The organism is Acinetobacter sp. SAAs474 (assembly GCF_032823475.1).
In the GTDB taxonomy this organism is placed as follows: domain Bacteria; phylum Pseudomonadota; class Gammaproteobacteria; order Pseudomonadales; family Moraxellaceae; genus Acinetobacter.
In genome coordinates this window covers 610,242-629,933 of record NZ_CP127915.1, presented here as the reverse complement: position 1 = coordinate 629,933, position 19,692 = coordinate 610,242, and the positions used below count along the sequence as shown (strand labels likewise).

General features: G+C 35.8%; 19 protein-coding genes, 2 tRNA genes and 1 pseudogene. 10 read left to right on the top strand and 12 right to left on the bottom strand.

What is annotated here, in order from left to right:
- The first annotated feature begins 72 nt into the window (after positions 1-72).
- The 3 genes from QSG86_RS03955 to dptG all read left to right on the top strand — a co-directional run bounded on the left by QSG86_RS03955 (position 73) and on the right by dptG (position 2,897).
- Positions 73-336 (top strand): hypothetical protein, encoded by a 264-nt coding sequence (locus tag QSG86_RS03955; RefSeq protein WP_317030301.1) that lies wholly within the window; start codon positions 73-75, stop codon positions 334-336.
- Between the two features lie 127 nt (positions 337-463).
- Entirely contained in the window at positions 464-2,065 is a 1,602-nt protein-coding gene (gene dptF / locus QSG86_RS03950; protein WP_317030300.1) for a DNA phosphorothioation-dependent restriction protein DptF, read from the top strand.
- 43 nt (positions 2,066-2,108) lie between these two features.
- Positions 2,109-2,897: a DNA phosphorothioation-dependent restriction protein DptG gene (gene dptG / locus QSG86_RS03945; RefSeq protein ID WP_317030299.1), complete on the top strand. Its 789-nt coding sequence runs from the start codon at positions 2,109-2,111 to the stop codon at positions 2,895-2,897.
- Positions 2,898-2,912: 15 nt separating this feature from the next.
- Here dptG and QSG86_RS03940 read toward each other — a convergent pair.
- The 6 genes and pseudogenes from QSG86_RS03940 to QSG86_RS03915 form a co-directional block, all read right to left on the bottom strand.
- Positions 2,913-4,060 (bottom strand): IS3 family transposase gene (locus QSG86_RS03940; protein WP_317030298.1). Its coding sequence is split into 2 segments (ribosomal slippage): positions 2,913-3,814 and positions 3,814-4,060, totalling 1,149 coding nucleotides; the frame shifts between segments, so codons are not numbered across the junction.
- A gap of 320 nt (positions 4,061-4,380) precedes the next feature.
- Positions 4,381-5,127, bottom strand: a complete 747-nt coding sequence (locus QSG86_RS03935) for an ATP-binding protein (protein ID WP_317030297.1) — start codon at positions 5,125-5,127, stop codon at positions 4,381-4,383.
- A 10-nt stretch (positions 5,128-5,137) separates the two neighbouring features.
- The gene (locus QSG86_RS03930) at positions 5,138-5,686 is read right to left on the bottom strand and encodes a DUF1376 domain-containing protein (protein ID WP_317030296.1); all 549 of its coding nucleotides are present in this window, start codon (positions 5,684-5,686) and stop codon (positions 5,138-5,140) included.
- 68 nt (positions 5,687-5,754) lie between these two features.
- Positions 5,755-6,003 (bottom strand): hypothetical protein, encoded by a 249-nt coding sequence (locus QSG86_RS03925; protein WP_317030295.1) that lies wholly within the window; start codon positions 6,001-6,003, stop codon positions 5,755-5,757.
- Positions 5,996-7,175 (bottom strand): annotated as a pseudogene (locus QSG86_RS03920) (Arm DNA-binding domain-containing protein). Before QSG86_RS03920 ends, QSG86_RS03925 begins: the two are co-directional and overlap by 8 nt.
- 13 nt (positions 7,176-7,188) lie before the next feature.
- Positions 7,189-7,404 carry a hypothetical protein gene (locus tag QSG86_RS03915; RefSeq protein ID WP_001054887.1) on the bottom strand — a complete coding sequence of 72 codons (216 nt, stop codon included), beginning with the start codon at positions 7,402-7,404 and terminating at the stop codon, positions 7,189-7,191.
- A gap of 110 nt (positions 7,405-7,514) precedes the next feature.
- On the opposite strand from QSG86_RS03915, the gene QSG86_RS03910 reads away from it, so the two are divergent.
- On the top strand, positions 7,515-7,733 hold the full coding sequence (locus tag QSG86_RS03910) for a helix-turn-helix transcriptional regulator (protein WP_317030294.1): 219 nt from the start codon (positions 7,515-7,517) through the stop codon (positions 7,731-7,733).
- A gap of 389 nt (positions 7,734-8,122) precedes the next feature.
- Here the strand turns inward: QSG86_RS03910 and QSG86_RS03905 are convergent.
- Positions 8,123-8,198: transfer RNA gene (locus QSG86_RS03905), tRNA-Gly, on the bottom strand.
- A gap of 43 nt (positions 8,199-8,241) precedes the next feature.
- Positions 8,242-8,317 (bottom strand) — tRNA-Gly (locus QSG86_RS03900).
- A 295-nt stretch (positions 8,318-8,612) separates the two neighbouring features.
- Here QSG86_RS03900 and QSG86_RS03895 point away from each other — a divergent pair.
- From QSG86_RS03895 to QSG86_RS03880, 4 genes are all read left to right on the top strand, one after another.
- Positions 8,613-8,918, top strand: coding sequence for a BolA family protein (locus QSG86_RS03895; RefSeq protein WP_317030293.1), 306 nt, complete (start codon positions 8,613-8,615; stop codon positions 8,916-8,918).
- Between the two features lie 17 nt (positions 8,919-8,935).
- Positions 8,936-9,328: a SirB2 family protein gene (locus tag QSG86_RS03890; protein WP_317030292.1), complete on the top strand. Its 393-nt coding sequence runs from the start codon at positions 8,936-8,938 to the stop codon at positions 9,326-9,328.
- A 334-nt stretch (positions 9,329-9,662) separates the two neighbouring features.
- Positions 9,663-10,052, top strand: a complete 390-nt coding sequence (locus QSG86_RS03885) for a hypothetical protein (RefSeq protein ID WP_317032663.1) — start codon at positions 9,663-9,665, stop codon at positions 10,050-10,052.
- 201 nt (positions 10,053-10,253) lie between these two features.
- Entirely contained in the window at positions 10,254-10,844 is a 591-nt protein-coding gene (locus QSG86_RS03880; RefSeq protein ID WP_317030291.1) for a LysE family translocator, read from the top strand.
- Between the two features lie 11 nt (positions 10,845-10,855).
- Here the strand turns inward: QSG86_RS03880 and QSG86_RS03875 are convergent, their stop codons facing one another.
- Positions 10,856-11,494, bottom strand: a complete 639-nt coding sequence (locus QSG86_RS03875; RefSeq protein WP_317030290.1) for a DedA family protein — start codon at positions 11,492-11,494, stop codon at positions 10,856-10,858.
- Positions 11,495-12,004: 510 nt separating this feature from the next.
- Between QSG86_RS03875 and guaA the strand changes: the two genes are divergently transcribed.
- Entirely contained in the window at positions 12,005-13,573 is a 1,569-nt protein-coding gene (gene guaA, locus QSG86_RS03870; protein WP_317030289.1) for a glutamine-hydrolyzing GMP synthase, read from the top strand.
- Between the two features lie 192 nt (positions 13,574-13,765).
- Here the strand turns inward: guaA and QSG86_RS03865 are convergent, their stop codons facing one another.
- Complete coding sequence (locus QSG86_RS03865) at positions 13,766-14,362, bottom strand: SPOR domain-containing protein (protein ID WP_317030288.1); 597 nt, start codon at positions 14,360-14,362, stop codon at positions 13,766-13,768.
- A 151-nt stretch (positions 14,363-14,513) separates the two neighbouring features.
- Positions 14,514-16,301, bottom strand: a complete 1,788-nt coding sequence (gene argS / locus QSG86_RS03860) for an arginine--tRNA ligase (RefSeq protein ID WP_317030287.1) — start codon at positions 16,299-16,301, stop codon at positions 14,514-14,516.
- 500 nt (positions 16,302-16,801) lie between these two features.
- Between argS and QSG86_RS03855 the strand changes: the two genes are divergently transcribed.
- Positions 16,802-18,502, top strand: coding sequence for an NAD-dependent malic enzyme (locus QSG86_RS03855; protein WP_317030286.1), 1,701 nt, complete (start codon positions 16,802-16,804; stop codon positions 18,500-18,502).
- A 144-nt stretch (positions 18,503-18,646) separates the two neighbouring features.
- On the opposite strand, the gene QSG86_RS03850 is transcribed toward QSG86_RS03855, so the two are convergent.
- Entirely contained in the window at positions 18,647-19,570 is a 924-nt protein-coding gene (locus tag QSG86_RS03850) for a Dyp-type peroxidase (RefSeq protein ID WP_317030285.1), read from the bottom strand.
- Between the last annotated feature and the right edge of the window lie 122 nt (positions 19,571-19,692).

The window sequence follows — 19,692 nt, the reverse complement described above, 5'->3', positions numbered from 1 at the left end:
TTTTTGTATTTTTAGGAACTGGGTCACAACTTATAGCAATGCTATTTATTTTAAAACTTAGAGGTTCTTAATATGGAAATTAAACAATTGAAACAGGTAGAAGTCGTTACAGATGTTTTATGTGATGTATGCAACCAATCAACGAAATTGGAGTTTGGAACATTATCGGCACATTGGGGCTATGGTTCCAGGCATGATGGGGAAAGATATGAGTTGCAGTTATGTGAGAAATGTTTCTTTTATGCCCTGGTGACATTAAAAAAAGAGCGAGCTGATGAGTTTATGTTTGATGAAAATTTTGACCCTTCGACCCTAGATGGGTTTGGGTTGAAATAGATTAGAGTTATGTTGGTATACGTATTTGTATGTTTAAAAAAGATTATTAGGTATTATTTAGTGATTTCAGGGTTGGGGCATGGCAGAATAGAATAATTTTAAAATATTTATATAACACAGGTTAAGAATGAATTTTATTGATGCAATAAGTGTGTTGTCTAAATCCTCTTCTTACGCAGTTTCTACTGAAAGTGACCTTGATGCGGCTTTATCTGCAATAAAATCTGATTTATATGTTGTGATGCCAATTGAAGAGCATCTTTTTGAATTATTAGAATCCATTAAAGAAGACTCTAAAAAAGTCATATTCCTTTGTGGTAGTAGTGGCGATGGAAAATCTGAACTTTTATTAAGGGCTCGAGAAAAATTTAATAGGCCATATATCAAATTTCATTTAGATGCCACACATAGTTTTGCTCCGCATGATTCTGCAGTCGATACTCTAAATAAATTATTTAATGAATATGAAGTTGGACACCATTCACTAGTAATAGCAATAAATATTGGGATGTTGGGAAACTATGCGGCAGCAGCAGAAAATAAAAATATAGGTTATGTTCTTAAAAAATATTTAGAAAAAAAACAAGTTTCAGATGGTTATGAATTTTTAAGTTTTGAAGATTATCCAAAATTTGATATTACTAGAGATGATTATCATGCTGAATTCATATCTAAAATTTTTGAAAAAATAACTAATTCAGAATCTCTAATTTATAAAGTTTATAGTGAAAGTAAAGATGCCGGACTTAAATCACAGGAAAAAATAATATTTATTAATTATAACCTTCTTTGTTCTAATGAAATTCAAAAGGTGATAATTGATTTATTGTTAAAGGTAAGATTATATCGGAACCAGTTCATAACTACACGTACATTATTAGATTTGATATATGAACTAGTAATAGGTGAAGGGTATATATTTGATAACATTTTTATTTCAAGAAACAATGAGATTTTAGAAAAGTTAAGTGAATTTGACCCAGTTTTTTTAAAAACTAAACTAATTGATCGGTTCTTGATTTCTTATCAATTAAAAGAAACTAGTGAAAAATTTGAAAACTTTAAGAGAGAAATTTTTGAAAAATTTTATCTTGAACCGTTAGATAGTTCTCATTCATATATTAGATTGTTTTATTTTTTGAAATTTTATGAATTAAAATATAATTTCCACAAGGAATTCGAAGATGATTTTTCAGAGAAACTTTTGAATGATTTTCTAAATATTTATCGATATCATAAATTTTTAGAAGTTGACAGTTCTTTAATAAAGAAACTAAGAGACTATTATAATAATGATTTATTGGCATCTTTGAGAAATTACATTAATAAAAAATCTCCCTATTTGAGTATGGATCAATATTTGATACGCGAATATGGAGGTTATCAGGTTATTGCTAATTTAAAGTTTTCAGCTGATTTGGGTGCATTGAAACAAAATGTAGTCAATGTGAATGGATCCTCATTTTATGTATTTTTAAAAGTAAAAGATTGTGGGGAGGTTGAATTTCCAGTAGATATTAATCTTTTTGAACTATTAATGAAACTTAAATCTGGTTATCGACCCAATAAGAATGATAGAAGTGTTGTAATACTCTTAAATGAGATAGTTAATCGAATTATTACTCTAGGTAATAAATCAAAAGAGTTAACTTTTAAAAATATAGAGAAAGATTCTATTAAAGAAATGACATTTACCTTTGAAGATGATTATATTGAAGTGAGTATGTAAAATGAGTCTAAATCTTGATCTTAAGGTGGATACTAGGACTAGTATGGCTTCATTTTATCCAATTAGAACACAAGAAAATAGTGATGATTTTAATTGGAGTATTATATCTGGGTTATTTTTAAGTAATTTATATGGTTTGAATTTCACTGAAAAAAAATCTTCAGAAATTCACGCTCAATTAGAAAGTTTTGAAAATATCTGCGAGGATGAGTTTAATGTTTTACTTAGTAGTGATGATGCTTGTTCTTTCATTAAGCAAATTTATTTCAATGGAAAAAATATTGCTAAAGTTTCACCTAAGCTGAGTATATATTCATTAGCAGATAATGTAGATAACTCTGCAGTGGAGAAAAGAATAGTGTCCTTAATGAAAACATTATTCTCCAAAGATAAAATTTATGAAGATAACATGCCAAATCTGAATTTCATTGAAAATAAGATCAATGAAGTATTCAATAAATATTTTCCAACAAAAAAACCTAATACTGCAGATGTAATAAGTTATTTACCTAAAATATCAAATATATTTTCTAAGGATTTAGATTTTTTAACGACTAAATCAAAATATTTTTTAGAAAATATACAGTTATTTTTAGAACTATATATGTTCATCTACACCACTCAATTGTCTTTATCTGTCAATGGATGGAAAGAAGCTAAAGAGCCTTTAGTGAAGGAATGCTATTTTATTTTAGATAGTGAAAAAGCTAGTAGAGAGAGGGTTTGCTTGCAAAGAGGTTATAAGCAAGTAGAGAAAAGTTTAGAGTCAATTTTTCCTATACTAGCTCTAACTGAGAGTTTACAAACGAATTTAGAAAAGAAGATACCTTGAATAGCCACCAAAATTCTAGACACACATAACCATCTTTTGATGGGCCTTTTCATAATCTAATGGAGAACGTTGACCATTGGAACCATGTCTGCGTTTTGAATTATAGAACATCTCTATATATTCAAAGATATCGGATCTTGCTTCAGTTCTAGTTACATAGATTTTCTTTTTAATTCGTTCCCGCTTTAATAGCTGGAAGAAGCTTTCTGCAACAGCATTGTCATGGCAATTACCTCTACGACTCATACTACTTTCAAGATTATGATGCTTGAGAAATGTCTGCCATTCATGGCTGGTATATTGGCTACCTTGATCAGAATGAATTAGGACTTTGTTCTTTGGATTTCTTCGCCACAAAGCCATCAATAACGCATCTAAAACCAAATCTGTCGTGATTCTGGATTTCATAGACCAACCAACAACAAGACGTGAAAATAGATCAATCACAACTGCAAGATACAACCACCCTTCATGTGTACGGATATAGGTAATGTCCGTCACCCATAATTGGTTCGGCTGAGTTGGATTAAACTGTCGATTTAAGCTGTTTGCGGCAATGACCGCTGGAGTACCAGCGTGAGCTCTAGGTTTACGATAACCACGCTGTGATTTAAGACCATCTGCTTTCATCAGTCGATGTACTCGATTGATCCCGCAACTTTCGCCAACATCTTTCAAATCATAGTGAATCTTGCGATAGCCATAGACTCCGCCAGATTCCAGCCAGAATTGTTTAATCAGTTCTGAAAGCTGTTGCCGTTTCCTTGCAGTTTCACTAGTGGGTTGCTTTAACCATGCGTAATAACCACTGTGGTGAACATCTAATGTTGAACATAAACGACGAACAGGCCATATGTGCTGATTGTCCTGAATAAAGGCGTACCTCATTTGGACTGGCTTGCGAAGTACACCGCGGCCTTTTTTAATATGTCCCTTTCTTCAGTAACCCGTTGCAGCTCTTTTTTTAACTTTGCTAATTCTGCACTTGGATCATTAGACTCTATCGTCTTGGGCTGCTGTGGATCATAACGTTTAATCCAAGCATACAAACTATGGGTGGTGGTTCCTAAACGCGTAGCAACCTCGGCCACACTATGACCTTTCTCAGTGACCTGTTTTACTGCTTCAATTTTGAATTCTTCAGGATATCGTTTACTGCTCATAAGCACCTCGTTAATTAGCCATTTTATCTAACTAAAAGGTGTCTACAAAATCGGTGGCTATTCAGTAAAAGGCTTTACGAGCTTGTAAGCCTTGTATTGCTATGAATTCGAACCAATTTCCGTCCATGCTAAGAAAATTTTAACCGCTAAAAAATAAAATTATATCAGCATATTGGCTTTTGGAAGTTAAAAAAATATATATGGAAGTTATTTTTTTTAATAATTAAATCTAGATCTGGTTAGATTATATATATAAAATTCGTTTTTATTATAAAAAGCCAATTACCCTGCTCTTAGGGTGATTGGCTATGCAGATTTTGTTACCCAGTTAATCTTCTGTCATCCCAATAACACGGCACTACAATCAAATTGTTTTCATGCAACCGTGACCATAATCGGACACCTAAATCCCGCTGCATATTCTGTAATGTGAAATTGGAAATTAGCAGCGTGGACTTCATATTGTCATAACGGCTATACAGAACCTTATGCACCATCTCCAGACGTTTCTCATGCCGGTCATGCAAGCCATATTCATCAATCACTAATAAATCAAAGCTGGAGAAATGGTCGATGACTTCCTTTTCAGAGCGTGAAGCATCTGACCAAGTGTCCATCATTTTTTGAGCAATTTCTGCACTGGTATAGTAGCGTGCAGATTTTGTACTGTTATGCAGAATGTTGCGAATAATTGATGCACTCAGATGGGTTTTACCTGTACCTGGTGTACCAATCATCAACATGTTCGGGTTGTGGTCAGAAATAATCTGCTGTGCAAAGGCCTGACATAGTTTGATGGTATTGTCTTGTGCAGGGCATGCAACTACATAATTCTTGAAGCCCCGATCCAGGTAGCGTTTATTGAGCCCTGAATTTTTAATTTTCTGTTTTAGCAATCGCTGTTGCAGTTCATTCTCATAGGCTGCATGTGAGTGTTGGACGGTTTCTTTGGCACACAATTTACAGAGCCTGTAACCGGCAATTTCCATCAGGGGTATATGATGGGTAGGGCAAAGTGTTTCCGTTGTTTCTGCGCGAAACTGGAGCGTTTTAAGCATGGTATTCATGATTATTCTCCTAAATCCATTTGGAATTTTCTAAAAAATCCTCATTTTTTTCTTCAAAATTTGAAGATGAAGATGAAGATGAAGATGAAGATGAAGATGAAGATGAAGGGCATGATTCAAGCATGACTTGAGTAATACTCGGGCTATTCTCAGGAGCTGCTTGAGCATTTACTTTTCGTTGCTTGGCTGATGCTTGAGCATTACTGGCGGATTTCCCCCAACGTGCTTGAGCTGCATTTTTAGCTTTATCAGATTTCATTTGCTGATTTTGCAATGCCTGGCTTTTTAAACTGGTTAAAAAACTTGAATGAATCTGCTCAGATTCGACTTCAAACAATTCTAGGGCTATTAGCGTATTCAACAAGGTTTTAGCCTTGGTATGTTGCGATAATTTTGTGATGCTACATATTGTTGCTAGGTCATGAGGAATAGCACCATTTTTCCAGAAATCCATCATTAACAGTAGTGCTGCACCAATTTGTTCTGCTGTCATTCGTGCAAATTTCGCCTGTAGGTCACCAATATAGAGTGGCATCCAAATTGAAATGTCTTTATGCATGTGTTCACCTTTTTTATAGGTATAGAGGGCTAAGGTCATCAATCAGATGACCTTGTATATTTATGTGATCAGGGAGTTAAGCTCATTAACCGGAGGCGTGCCTGTTGGGCTAAATCATCGTAATGGGCTTGTCCATCATCCAGCAGTCGCTGTAACCAGAGTCTCAATGCCTGGTGATCATCGAAGCATTTGTTGATCTCCAGCAAAAACGCCAGATTGTGCAGTTTAGGAATGTGTAGCTCATGGATTAATTCACGAGCGACAGTATCAGCTTCAGGACTGACGACCACACCACCAAAGAAAGCTTTACTATTCATGTGCAAGCTCCTCTATTCAGTTTTTCCAGCATGGCTTCAAAAGCACTGCCATCGCGACGCGTAACATTGGGGATATAACGACTATAGACCCGGAATAGCATTTCAGTCGTTGAATGTCCTAATTGACGTGCGATCCATTCGGGATTTTCTCCTGCTGACAGCCAGAGCGTTGCTGCTGTATGACGTGTTTGATAGGCACGACGTGGCTTTAGGCCTAAATAGCGTAATAAAGGATGCCAGACACGTCTATTCACTAGGCGATAATCGAGAGGTCCACCATCACGATTACAGAATACAAACTCTGATTTACTATTATTTAAGCTTTTCTGTTGTAGAAAGGCTTGGTAAACGCGGTCACTCATTTGGATCGTGCGGTCAGAACCATAGGTTTTGGTTCCACCCAGTTCCCCATTCACCAAGGCTTCACGAATATGGATTTCCCGACGTTGCAAGTCCACATTTTTCCATTGCAACCCATCAATTTCACTGGTGCGCATACCTGTGAAAAATCGAACAGTATAATAAGGCTTAAAATCATCACGAACTGTGGCCAAGATTGCATGTACTTCCTTTAATGAAAAAGGCGTGACTTCAATTTTTCCTTGCTTTAAGTTCTTGATATTCTTATAAGGACTGTCAAAGTCATATCGTTCGGCAGCACTATCGAGTATCATACGAAGTGCTATCATAATCTGGTTGATTCTTGATGGTGAAAGGCATTCTTGGTTTTTCCCGTAAGTCACTTTGGCGAGGGATGAACGGAATCCAAGAATGTCTGACTTTTTGATATTAATAACCGGAATTGTGCCAAAAAAAGGAATTAAATACTTTCTGATCACAATTTGAATTTTTTCCTTGTAGCTTGTACGCCATTCTATTTCTTTATCAGTGAACCAGATTTCACAGAACTTAGAAAATAGAGGTGTTTTTGAGCTGATTTCATTTACTCTGTTTTCTGCATTTTTGATTTCTTTTAAACGAGAACTTTTTGGAAAGTATTTGGCATAGTCAAAAATACCCAATAAGATTTCTGCTTCCATTCGTTCAATCACTTTTTCAAGCTTTTTTCGATTTTGAGTATTGTCTTCAAGAGCGGTGGTTTCACGGCAACGAATATTTAAGTATCGAAAATCGACACATAACTTACCGTACCTAGTACGAATAGCAGCCATAAATATGTTCTCCTTACTGAAGTTGTAGGCTATGTAACGAGCCTAAAGTGGTTTTAGTCATATCTTCTTCAATACGCTCCCATACATATAAAATTTTGCGCCCACCAAAAGGGCGAATGTAATGAATGCCCTCGATCAAAACGCTATCCTTTAACTGATTACGGATGGTACGTTCGTTATAATGGATTCGTTCTGCCAATTCTTTTGTAGTAATATAAGTAAGATTCATATTTGTATCCTTTAACAAAGTATCACAATGATGTTATTTAAGACCACAATGCGATAATAAATGCATTTAATACATCATGCAAGTACTTTATTACACAATGGTGGTAATTAATGATAGTTTGTAACTTACCTGTTCTTTTGGCGGAACGAAGAATGAAAGTAGCAGATGTAGCTCGAGCAACTGGAATGAGTAAGACAACATTGCATAAGTTATATAATGGTCAATCGACTCGAATAGATTTTGATACCTTAGAAAAATTGTGTGTATTACTTAATGTTGAAGTGGGTGATTTATTAAAACTTCAGAAAAATGAAGAGCAGAATGCTTGATTAAAAGAGATTTAAGTTGAGTTTTTCGTTAATAAGTAATTGTTTTAATTATATATTTTTGGTGACCAAATTTGGTCACCATCAAAATAAAGCAAATAAAGAAATACTAAAATAGATGGAAAAAAGGGAAGTCAGGTGTATGGGGAGGGTGTTCTGATTATGTATACTAAAATTGATTAAAAAATACCAAAATAGCGAATGAATTGATTCGTATATAATAAAGGGAAGGCACGTTTAGGGCACTTTTGGTCACGAACCAGCTTAAAAAACACGTTGTCTAAATTTTTTTTGAGCTTCTTCCAAAGCTAAAACATATAGGTTTTAGAAAAAATATTATTAGTAATCAACAAGAAAAAAGCCCTAATCTTTCGATTAGGGCTTTTTGAATTTGGAGCGGGAAACGAGACTCGAACTCGCGACCCCAACCTTGGCAAGGTTGTGCTCTACCAACTGAGCTATTCCCGCAGGGTGAATAATTTTTACTATAAAAACTAAACGAAAAAGAATTTGGAGCGGGAAACGAGACTCGAACTCGCGACCCCAACCTTGGCAAGGTTGTGCTCTACCAACTGAGCTATTCCCGCATGCGGTGTATAATACATTATGCAGCATTAGGGTCAATAACTTTATGCAAAAAGTTGTATCAATTGCATAAATAAGAAGCAAATCCATTAAAAAAATGCGCTAGAGGTCATTAATATCTGATTCTATGGACTAAAATATCATCAATTTTTATCATCTTAATCGTATATAGCTGAGAGAGTCACTGCTTTAAAGAACAAATACTGTTGCTTAAATGATCTTGTTTTAAGCGTGAATATTGAGAAAATTAACGTATACTAAAACGTATATCATTTTGATTTTGGTTGGAGTAATGCCATGAGCTTAGAACAAGAACTGACACAGCGTTTACAAACTTTATCGCCGAGTCAATTAGAGATCGTCAATGAATCTGCAGGTCATGGTGGTTATTTTCCGGGCAAGGAATCACATTTTAAAGTGGTCATTGTAAGTGATATTTTTAGCGGGTTACGTTTGGTCCAGCGTCATCAAAAAGTATACGAAGCCGTAGGTAATTTACTGGCATCTGACAAAATTCATGCTTTAGCAATTCATGCATTCCTTCCTTCAGAATGGCAAGATCAGGATACTTCAAGTCCTGAATGTGCACATGCAGCCAAATAAGGCAAAAGGTATCATATATGTTAGCGACATCATGGTTAAGTGTTTTGCATATTATGGGTGTGATTCTGTTATTAAGTGCTTTGGTCTTAGGAGGGATCTCATTATTTCAAACTCAACAGCAGCAAGTGGTCACGTTAAAGTGGCGTAAATTTTTGATTGCTTTACAGCATCTAGCTTTAACATTGTTATTGATTTCCGGCATTGCTTTGTTGGTGATGATGCAATTTAAAATAGAAACTTGGTTTTATGCCAAAATCATTTTATTTTTAGTTTTGTTTTCTTCTTTAATTAAAGCATATAAAAATGATTCATCTATATTATTGATTCAGCGTAAAGCAGGCTGGCTTTTAGCGTGTATTGCATTTGTTGCAATTTATGGTTTAGTTATATTGCAGCCCAATTTTACTTAATCGACAACTCTGTTTATAGCTACAGTCATGATATTTAGCTTATTTAAGTTAAATTATGGATAAGGATTTTTCTTTTAAAGCATAAAGTAACTGTAATTTTATGCTTGATTTTGACTATGGTTTGATCCAATAAAGATTTTTTTTATTCTTGAAATCAAAAATCAGTTTCATGATAAATATCCTCATTTGCTTCAGCAGGATTCGGATGCTTTAGCGAAAGTTATTCTATATTGATGCGATGATCTTAAACTTTACCCAATAAGATAAATTGACTGTATGCATGAAACGTTGTTCAATTAAAATACATCATTCAATCAATAGAGCCAGCCATACCATGAAAGCAACGTATTTTCTAATTTTGGTCGGATCTGCACTGCTTTTAAGTGCATGTACCACGACAGTGAAACCTAGCTATGTTTCTCCGACACAATATCAAGCATTCAACTGTGGTCAGTTGCATAGTGAATATCAACGGATTGAACAATATATTCAGCAAGGCGTACAACCTGCAAAAAGAACTGGTGTTGGCGTAGGCGTTGGTTTAGGTGGCGGTTGGGGAAGTCGTGGTGGATGGGGATTTGGTCCGAGTATTTCGGTCAATATGGGGCAATCTTCTAATACCAAGAATACTGAGCTTGCACGCCTATTAGGAGAGCAAGAAGCGTTGGTTCAGGCAGCCCAGTTTAAAGGTTGTCCGATTGTTCGTACCACAGCAAAAAAATAAACTAGATATTGATATTGTTATGGGATTTGTATTCAATAACAATATCTAAAATAGACTTAAACATGATTAAAAAACAGTTTTTTATTTAAAATTTTCATTGAAAAATTAGACTATTGATCATTTTTTTAAATTTATAACTTGTTATTTTTATTCTGTTTCATATAAGGTGTGCAGCTACTTGATTTGGAATAATCAGTCTTTATGATTGAAAATTGGCTTTTTGTTTTAGCAATCATTGCTATTTTGATGATTCCTGGACCCACCAATGCTTTATTGGCGAGCTCAGCACATCAACAAGGTATTATTAAAACGAGCCTATTTATTCCCGCAGAGCTATTTGGTTATTTATATGCAATTAGTATCTGGGCGTTATTTATTCATATTGGTGAACCTACTTGGCCACATTTAGTACCAATTTTACATATTTTAAGTATCATTTATGTTGGATGGTTAGCATTTCGTTTATGGAAACTGTCTTATTTAGAGCAATATAATCAGCAACATCATCATATTCGCCCAAGACAATTATTTTTTGCAACTTTTAAAAATCCCAAAGCATTGCTGTTTGCTGCAGGTATTTTTCCAGATCAAACTTGGAATAGTGTGGCACATTGCTTGTGGGTCTATTTGGTATTTTCTATTGTATTGATCCCAACAGCCATATTTTGGATGGCATTTGGTCGAGCAATTTTAGCGGGAAAAACGGATCAAATTAAAGCCGCCTATCTCTATAAAGGATCGGCTTTAATTCTCATTCTTTGTATGTTGCCTATCGTGATTGGTTTTTTTTGATCAATCTAGATCTAAGCATTATTTCTTTTCTTAAATTGTTGTTTAATAAAACCTAAGATACCAGGCAATATACTTAAAATAATAATACCGAAGATAAGATAAGTAAAATTATCTTTAATGATTGGCATATTACCAAATAAATAACCTAAAACAATAAAAGAAGCTACCCAGCAAAAACCACCAATAATATTAAACGTAATAAAAAACTTATAGTTCATATGACTTACCCCAGCGACAAAAGGGGCAAAAGTTCGTGCAAATGGAATAAAGCGTGCAAAAATAATGGTTTTACCACCATGTTTTGCAAAGAATTTTTGCGTAGCGATTAAATGTTGTTTATTAATAAGTTTAGATTCCAGCTCAAAAACACGTGGCCCTAAATACTTGCCAATATGATAATTGAGTGTATCACCAAGAACAGCTGCAAAAAATAAAAGAATAATCAGTAAGATAGGGTCCATAGCACCTGTAGATGCTGCTAAAGCACCAGCGGCAAATAACAGGCTATCACCTGGCAGGAAGGGCATTACCACAAAGCCCGTTTCTACAAAAATAATTAAAAATAAAATTGCGTAGATCCAAATACCATAATTTCTAATAAATTCAAGTAAATGCTCATCTATATGTAAGATAAAATCAATCAGTTCCATGCTGGACAATAATACAAAAAAGTACACAAATCCTAGCAGCCTAGATATAGAAAGTCAGTATCAAAAATCAATTATTTTTATTTATATTGGTTGTAAAAATAGAATGCTGCATTGAGATGGGATGAGACAAGTCGATTTATGGGTGAGTTATCGCTATAGATTTAATGATTAGTCAATATTAATGCGTTGTTTGTTCTAGATAAAAATAAATTTATTACAGTGATATCAAACTTTGTAATATTCAATATATGGGTAATGACAATCGATATACTGAATAACTTCAATAAAAATATAGTGATTTGAGCTAAAAATTCAATCTGATTCATGTGGATGGCATAGAATCAAAATAGCAATTTAAGCTTTGTATTGTATTTCAGATTAAATTATTTATAGATCAAATGATTTTAATCCCGCTTTTAATCACAGACTTTGTCCGAATAATGTGCGTAATCCTAATAAAAATGTTAGAATAATGTGCTTATCTCCGTTTGCCTTTCATAGTTGTTTGTCATGACTACCAATACTCAAATTACTGAAGATCGTATCCTGATTCTAGATTTTGGATCACAATATAGTCAGCTGATTGCACGTCGCGTACGTGAAGCTGGCGTATATTCTGAAATGTATGCTTATGACATGTCTGAAGAAGACATTCGCGCATTTAATCCAAACGGTATTATTTTATCTGGCGGACCAGAAAGTGTTCATGAAGCCAATAGTCCTCGTGCACCACAATGTATTTTTGAGTTAGGTGTTCCTGTATTGGGTATTTGCTATGGACTGCAAACCATGTCAGAACAACTGGGTGGTAAAGTTGAGCCTGGTACAGTACATGAATTTGGTTATGCCGAAGTAAATATTCAAATTCGTGATCAGTTAATTGGTGATCTTGAAGATGGTGCCAATACGCTAAAAGTTTGGATGAGTCATGGCGATAAAGTCACTGCGATTCCAGAAGGTTTTACAATTACGGCAAGTACACCAAGTTGTCCAGTGGCCATGATTTCTGATGAAGCCCGTCGTTTCTATGGAATTCAATTCCATCCAGAAGTCACACATACTGCAAAAGGCGCAGAGCTTCTTTCAAACTTTGTCCATCAGATTTGTGGTTGCCGTAACTTATGGACTGCAGAAAATATTATTGATTTGCGTGTAGAGCAATTACGTCAACAAATTGGTGATGAAAAAGTATTATTAGGCCTTTCTGGTGGTGTGGACTCATCTGTTGTGGCTGCACTTTTACATCGTGCCATTGGTGATCAGTTGACCTGTGTTTTTGTGGACAATGGTTTACTCCGTTTACACGAAGGTGATCAGGTGATGGACATGTTTGCTAAAAACATGGGTATTCGTGTGGTTCGTGCTGATGCTGAAGAGCGTTTTTTAACTGCGCTTACGGGTGAAGTGGATCCAGAGAAAAAACGTAAAATTATTGGTCGTGAGTTTATTGAAGTTTTTGCTGAAGAAGCACGTAAGCTGGATGGTGTAAAGTTTCTTGCACAAGGGACGATTTATCCAGATGTGATTGAATCTGCTGCCAGCAAACAAGGTAAAGCACATGTGATTAAATCACATCATAATGTTGGTGGATTACCTGAAGATTTAGCTTTTGAATTGGTTGAACCTATTCGTGATTTATTTAAAGACGAAGTCCGTCGTTTAGGTACCACTTTAGGCTTACCATTTGAAATGTTATATCGCCATCCATTCCCAGGCCCAGGTTTAGGTGTACGTATTCTAGGTGAAGTCAAGAAAGAGTATGCCGATATCCTGCGTCTTGCTGATGCAATTTTTATGGAAGAGCTTCGTGCTAGTGGTTGGTATGACAAAACAGCACAGGCATTTGCAGTATTCCAACCGGTTAAATCTGTCGGTGTTGTTGGTGATGGTCGTCGCTATGCATGGGTAATTGCTTTACGTGCGGTCGAAACGGTTGATTTTATGACCGCACGATTTGCCCATTTACCTTATGATCTGGTAGATAAAATTTCAACGCGTATCATGAATGAAATTGCTGATGTTTCTCGTGTGGTCTATGATGTTTCATCAAAACCACCTGCAACCATTGAGTGGGAATAATAGATTTACGCCATTTAGTGGACTAAATCAATACCTATAAAGAGCACTACGGTGCTCTTTTTTATGATGAGGTGGTTGACTATTTTAGCTGTAAAAATGCGCCTATTTTGTTAAGTCATCAATAGCAGATTATTTGGCAGACTATAATCCATTTGGTGCTGAGTAGGGCGGGCACTATGCACTGGTGATGGATTATTGTCGTTTAATCACAATCGAGTCTATACCACTATTTTGTAGGGTTTGCTGTGCAATAATCGCTGCTTGTTGTGATTCATAAGGACCAGAAATCACACGATACCATGTTTCGCCATTTTCAGTGGTTTTAATTACATCAGCAGAGAGGCCATTTAAGATAATTTCAGCACGACGCGCATCTGCTGCATCAGGATCACTATAGCTGCGTACTTGTAAAATAAAACTACTGTGTGGGGCTGATTCTGTTTGATTTAAATCACTGATTTCAGAGCTGGCTTGTGTTTCAGGGGCTTCAACAATCACCACAGCAGAAGGGTTTTTATTTTCAGGTACTGCCTGCTCTGGAATAGGTGTTACTTGCTGCTGCGGGAGTAAATCATAAAAACGATAGTCATGATTGGTATCCTCTTGCGTTTGTTCTGTGGTTACTTCATCCTTTGGTTTGACAGGTTCCCAAGGTTTCCATAACAATAAGGCCAGCCCAAAACATAACACAATAAGAATTACGACAAGTGTTCCTAGCCATGTTGGCACTAAAGATTTTTTAGGCTTATTGGGTCTTTCTGATACACCGCGTTGCGTTTTTCCAAACACGTGAAAACCTCATGGTTATTGATGGTTGTTTGATCTTTTGAACATTACTTGAGTCATTTAAAGAAGTAAACAGGACGAATGGTCCTGTTTACTAAATTAGGATGAAATTATATTGTTGTCATCATCATGACAAAACAATAGTCATATTGTTTTACATTGATTCAGGTGCAGAAACGCCGAGTAACTCCAAACCATTATGTAAGACTTGTTGTACATTTACAGAAAGTAGTAAACGTGCTTGAGTTAACTCAAGATCATCTTCATTCAGTACTTTATGCTCATTGTACCAACCATGGAATAGTGCTGCTAACTCTTTTAGGTAGTTACCCACTTGATGCGGTTCATAACAGTTGGCTGCACGAACTAAAATTTCTGGGTATGCAGCAAGTTTAGCTAAAATTTCTGTTTCAGCATCTAATACCAGTCGATGAGAACATTCCGTTGTAGATGTCGGGTTAATATTCATATTGGCCGCTTTTTCTAACATACGGCAAATACGTGCATGCGCATATTGAATATAATAGACGGCGTTATCTTTACTTTGTGAAACCGCAAGGTCTAAATCAAAATCAATATGTTGCTCAGATTTACGCATAACATAATAAAAACGAGCCGCATCATTGCCAACTTCTTTACGTAAATCACGTAAAGTAACAAACTGTCCCGAGCGAGACGACATTTGTACCATTTCGCCACCACGCCATAAGCTAACAAACTGTACCAGTAATACGGTCAGTTTTTTAGAATCATAGCCCATTGCATCAATGGCAGCTTTAACACGTGAAATATAACCGTGATGATCTGAACCCCAGATATCAATTAAGTCTGTATAACCGCGTTGTAGTTTATTTAAGTGATAAGCAATATCTGATGCAAAATAAGTCGTTTGTCCATTACGACGTTTTACTACACGGTCTTTTTCATCACCAAATTCTGTCGATTTAAACCAAATATTGCCTTCTTTTTCATATAAAAAGCCACGTTGGTCTAAGGTTTGTAGTGCTTCATCAATTTTTGCAGTTAAAGACGCTTCACTAAACCATTGATTAAATGTAACGCCAAACTCACCAAGATCGTCTTTAATATCATCTAGAATCGCTTTTAAAGCAGCTTGATGAAAGACGCGATAGCTTGAACCTAGTAATCGTTGTGAATTATGAATTAAACCATCAATATGTTTTTCTTTATCACCCGAAACAATGACTTTATTGCCATCTGCATCAAGCTCTGCAGCATATTGCACATCTTCTGGCACATCAAAGTAGACATCGGTTACAGGACGAACATGCGCATCAGCGTCTTGATCAATAATACTTTGAGCAATTTCTTTGACATAGTCGCCCTGATAGGCATTTTTAGGAAAGACTAAGCTTTGACCCGTAAGTTCTAGATAGCGTAAATAAGTTGAAGTGGCAAGAATATCCATCTGACGACCGGCATCATTGACATAATATTCACGATCAACTTTTGCACCTGTTGCTTCAAGTAAATTGGCAACGGTCATACCGTAAGCAGCACCACGACCATGGCCAACATGTAAGCTAGAGGTTGGGTTTGCCGAGACAAATTCAACTTGAATACGCTTTTCCGCATTGACGGTTGTCCGGCCAAATTGATCTTTTTGTGCTTGAATTTGATCTAAAATTGCAAAACGCTGATTGGCATTTAAAAAGAAGTTAATAAAGCCAGGGCCTGCAATTTCTGCTTTACTGATATCTGCAACCTCTGGCAGATTCGCTAGAATTTTTTCTGCTAAGTCGCGCGGTTTCATACCCGCAGCTTTAGAACTGATCATGGCAATATTTGAGGCAAAATCACCGTGACTTCGATCTTTAGTACGGGTTAAATTGCCTGTGTTGTTCCAGTCAGATGGGAGTACACCTTCTGCTTGAAGGGATTGTACCGCATGCTCTAGTGCTGCTTGTATAGCCGTATTCATAATCAGTCAAAAATAAAAGTCGCAGAGAAAGTATAAATATAACAAATTTCCTGATTTTTAGCTAAATGCAATTGTATACAATCGATTGGCTGTGATTATTTTGTCATGATCATTATAAAATCAATGATACTGGTCTGGCGGGATTAGATTGATTTCATGATGAAATATAGCTTATAGCAATCGCAAAGGTATTTATTAATAAAATATATACTGCACAGTTATGGTGCGCTAAATAAATGTATCAACGTGAAAATACCATAAATGAATCTTATCATATATCGTATTTAGGTTAATTTTTAACAAAAAACAAATTTTCGTTGATAAAAACCACATTTTTTTGCGATTATATTTTTTATTTATTAATAAAATAGAGATGTTTTTACTATCAAATTACAAAATGACATTTTTTAGGGAAATACAGGTAAGCTATTCACTCGAAACGAGCTTGATCATGTTCTTTTTAGAATATTGGATTGATGTTGGCTAAAATGAGATTGGAAATGGTCGCAGAAACAACAGTTATAAAAAAACCTTTATATATTCCTTATGCAGGGAATACGCTTCTTGAATTACCGTTACTTAACAAGGGCTCTGCATTTACAATGCAAGAGCGAGCAGATTTTAATTTATATGGTCTTCTCCCACAGGTCATTGAAACAATTGAAGAGCAAAGTCAGCGTTCTTATCAACAATTTACTGCATTTAATGATGCAATCAATAAACATATCTATTTACGCAATATTCAAGATACCAATGAAACGTTGTTTTATCATCTCATTGAGCAACATCTCAGTGAGATGATGCCGGTGATTTATACACCAACAGTGGGTGAGGCATGTCAGCGGTTTTCAGATATCTATCGTCGTCATCGCGGTATTTTTATCTCTTATCCTGATGGTGATCATATTGAACAATTGTTATATAACGTTAATAAAAAGAACGTTAAAGTGATTGTGATTACTGATGGTGAACGTATTCTTGGTTTAGGTGACCAAGGTATTGGTGGTATGGGAATCCCGATTGGAAAATTATCTTTATATACGGCATGTGGTGGTATTAGTCCGGCATATACCTTACCTATTACCTTAGATGTTGGCACCAATAATCAACAACTACTGAATGACCCAATTTATATGGGACTTAAACAGCCTCGTATTAGTGGTGATGAGTACTATCGCTTTGTTGATCAGGTGATCGATGCAATTAAACGACGTTGGCCAAAAGCATTGATTCAGTTTGAGGATTTTGCACAAAATAATGCCATGCCATTATTAAATAAATATCGTGATCAATTGTGTTGTTTTAATGATGACATTCAAGGCACTGCTGCTGTTGCAGTCGGGAGTTTAATTGCAGCTTCACATGCGGCAGGTAAGCAATTAAAAGATCAGATTGTCGCATTTTTAGGTGCAGGTTCTGCAGGTTGTGGAATTGCTGAACAAATTATTGCTCAAATGGTCGCTGAAGGCTTAACTGACCAAGAAGCACGTCGTCGTGTATTGATGGTTGATCGTTTTGGATTGATTACCGAAAATCAGCCTAATTTACTCGATTTTCAACGTCCTTTAGCACAGCAAGCAGAGCATGTTTCTGCATGGGCAGATGCTGCAGGTAGTATTTCATTACTTGAAGTCGTACAAAATGCCAAACCAACGGTGTTGATTGGTGTATCTGGTCAACCCGGATTGTTTACTGAAGATGTGATTCGTACTTTGGCAAAAAATTGTGATCAACCCATTGTGATGCCATTATCTAATCCGACCTCACGTGTTGAAGCAGTACCTTCAGATATTATCAACTGGACAGAAGGCCGTGCATTAATTGCAACAGGTAGCCCATTCGCACCAGTGAATTATCATGGCAAGATTTATCCGATTGCACAGTGTAATAACTCTTATATTTTTCCTGGAATAGGTCTAGGTGTAATCGCTTCAGGTGCGACCAGAGTGACGGATAGTATGTTGATGGCATCAAGTAATGCATTGGCTGCTTGTTCTCCAAAAATTATTGATCATGAGGCAGATTTATTGCCTGATCTTGATGATATCCAACAAGTATCTAAAATGATTGCATTTCAAGTTGCTAAAGCAGCTATGCAGGCTGGTGTTGCGAGTTTGATGAGTGATGAGTTGTTAATTCAGGCGATTGAGCAAAACTTTTGGAAACCTGAGTACCGAGATTATAAGCGAATCACCTATTAAACTATGGTTATATGATATATTTCTAAAATTAAACTACTGATATATAAATATTTATTATTTGTGCAGTTAATATAGACCGTGTAGATGAATGGTTTATGCTTCTATACGGTCTATGATTTAAATGTTGAGTAATGACGAATAGATTTATGCTGTTTCAATAATATCTGTTAATAACTCATCGCTTGGTGCAAAAAAATAAGCGCCATCTTGTGGAGTTACAAAATGTAATAAACGATCATGAATACCATCACCATGGTTGCCAAACATACGTGCCAGCATTCGATCGATAATGGCTAAATCTTTAGTATAGGCAATAAAAAATAGGCCCTGTTCACCTTGGCCATCACCATAAGGTAATGAATGACGCAAAATTTCCAGCTCTTCACCTTCATCATTTTCGATTACTGCTCGTGCAATATGTGCGTTTTCTGGTTTGACCTGATCATCCAGTTCAATACTCTCTAATTTGGTTCTACCGATGACTTGTTCTTGAGTATCTACTTTTAGTTTTTTCCATTTATCTAAATGATGTACATAACGTTGAGCAAAAACAAAACAACCATCGGCAAAAATACCCGTATCTTTACCAAGTAATGCCGTTTCTGCGCGATCATCTGGAAATTGTGGATTTTCGGTGCCATCAATAAATCCTGTGAGATCACGTCCTTCAATTTGGCGAAAGCATACACGTTCATCCAAAAGTTCAATTTGATCTTGGATGCCATCAAAAAATGCTTGGCTTAAAGTAAAGCATAAATCTGCACGTGTACTGGCGATATGAATGAGTACATCTGCGGCAATTGCTGGCATTTCAAAAGCTGCGTTGATTGGTGCTAATGCTTTAAATCCTGGTGGAAGTTCAGGAGATAATTTGCACCATAATTCAGGGCCAAAAGCAATTGCTGTTTTAATTTCTAGCTGTGGGTAAGATGCAATTAAACGGTTGCGAGTACTGATTAAATCAGAGAGTTTTGCTTTTAATTTTTCAAGTGATAAATCTTTTAAACGTAAAACAATAAAACGTGCATGATCTGAAGGTAAAGGTAAAATCACAGATTGGGCGGTCATTGATAGCTCCTAAAATAATTATATTCATCAGTGGCTAAGCATTATTGTGCCTGAATCTAAAACAACTGAGTAGCGTATATTATGTAAACTTAGTAAGTTTTACCGTATAAAAAAACGTATAC

Bases quoted from the DNA above. Each gene is read 5' to 3' on its own strand.
- QSG86_RS03955 (WP_317030301.1), top strand. From the start codon at position 73: ATGGAAATTAAACAATTGAAACAGGTAGAAGTCGTTACAGATGTTTTA.
- dptF (WP_317030300.1), top strand. From the start codon at position 464: ATGAATTTTATTGATGCAATAAGTGTGTTGTCTAAATCCTCTTCTTAC.
- dptG (WP_317030299.1), top strand. From the start codon at position 2,109: ATGGCTTCATTTTATCCAATTAGAACACAAGAAAATAGTGATGATTTT.
- QSG86_RS03935 (WP_317030297.1), bottom strand. From the start codon at position 5,127: ATGAATACCATGCTTAAAACGCTCCAGTTTCGCGCAGAAACAACGGAA.
- QSG86_RS03930 (WP_317030296.1), bottom strand. From the start codon at position 5,686: ATGCATAAAGACATTTCAATTTGGATGCCACTCTATATTGGTGACCTA.
- QSG86_RS03925 (WP_317030295.1), bottom strand. From the start codon at position 6,003: ATGAATAGTAAAGCTTTCTTTGGTGGTGTGGTCGTCAGTCCTGAAGCT.
- QSG86_RS03915 (WP_001054887.1), bottom strand. From the start codon at position 7,404: ATGAATCTTACTTATATTACTACAAAAGAATTGGCAGAACGAATCCAT.
- QSG86_RS03910 (WP_317030294.1), top strand. From the start codon at position 7,515: ATGATAGTTTGTAACTTACCTGTTCTTTTGGCGGAACGAAGAATGAAA.
- QSG86_RS03895 (WP_317030293.1), top strand. From the start codon at position 8,613: ATGAGCTTAGAACAAGAACTGACACAGCGTTTACAAACTTTATCGCCG.
- QSG86_RS03890 (WP_317030292.1), top strand. From the start codon at position 8,936: ATGTTAGCGACATCATGGTTAAGTGTTTTGCATATTATGGGTGTGATT.
- QSG86_RS03885 (WP_317032663.1), top strand. From the start codon at position 9,663: ATGAAAGCAACGTATTTTCTAATTTTGGTCGGATCTGCACTGCTTTTA.
- QSG86_RS03880 (WP_317030291.1), top strand. From the start codon at position 10,254: ATGATTGAAAATTGGCTTTTTGTTTTAGCAATCATTGCTATTTTGATG.
- QSG86_RS03875 (WP_317030290.1), bottom strand. From the start codon at position 11,494: ATGGAACTGATTGATTTTATCTTACATATAGATGAGCATTTACTTGAA.
- guaA (WP_317030289.1), top strand. From the start codon at position 12,005: ATGACTACCAATACTCAAATTACTGAAGATCGTATCCTGATTCTAGAT.
- argS (WP_317030287.1), bottom strand. From the start codon at position 16,301: ATGAATACGGCTATACAAGCAGCACTAGAGCATGCGGTACAATCCCTT.
- QSG86_RS03855 (WP_317030286.1), top strand. From the start codon at position 16,802: ATGGTCGCAGAAACAACAGTTATAAAAAAACCTTTATATATTCCTTAT.
- QSG86_RS03850 (WP_317030285.1), bottom strand. From the start codon at position 19,570: ATGACCGCCCAATCTGTGATTTTACCTTTACCTTCAGATCATGCACGT.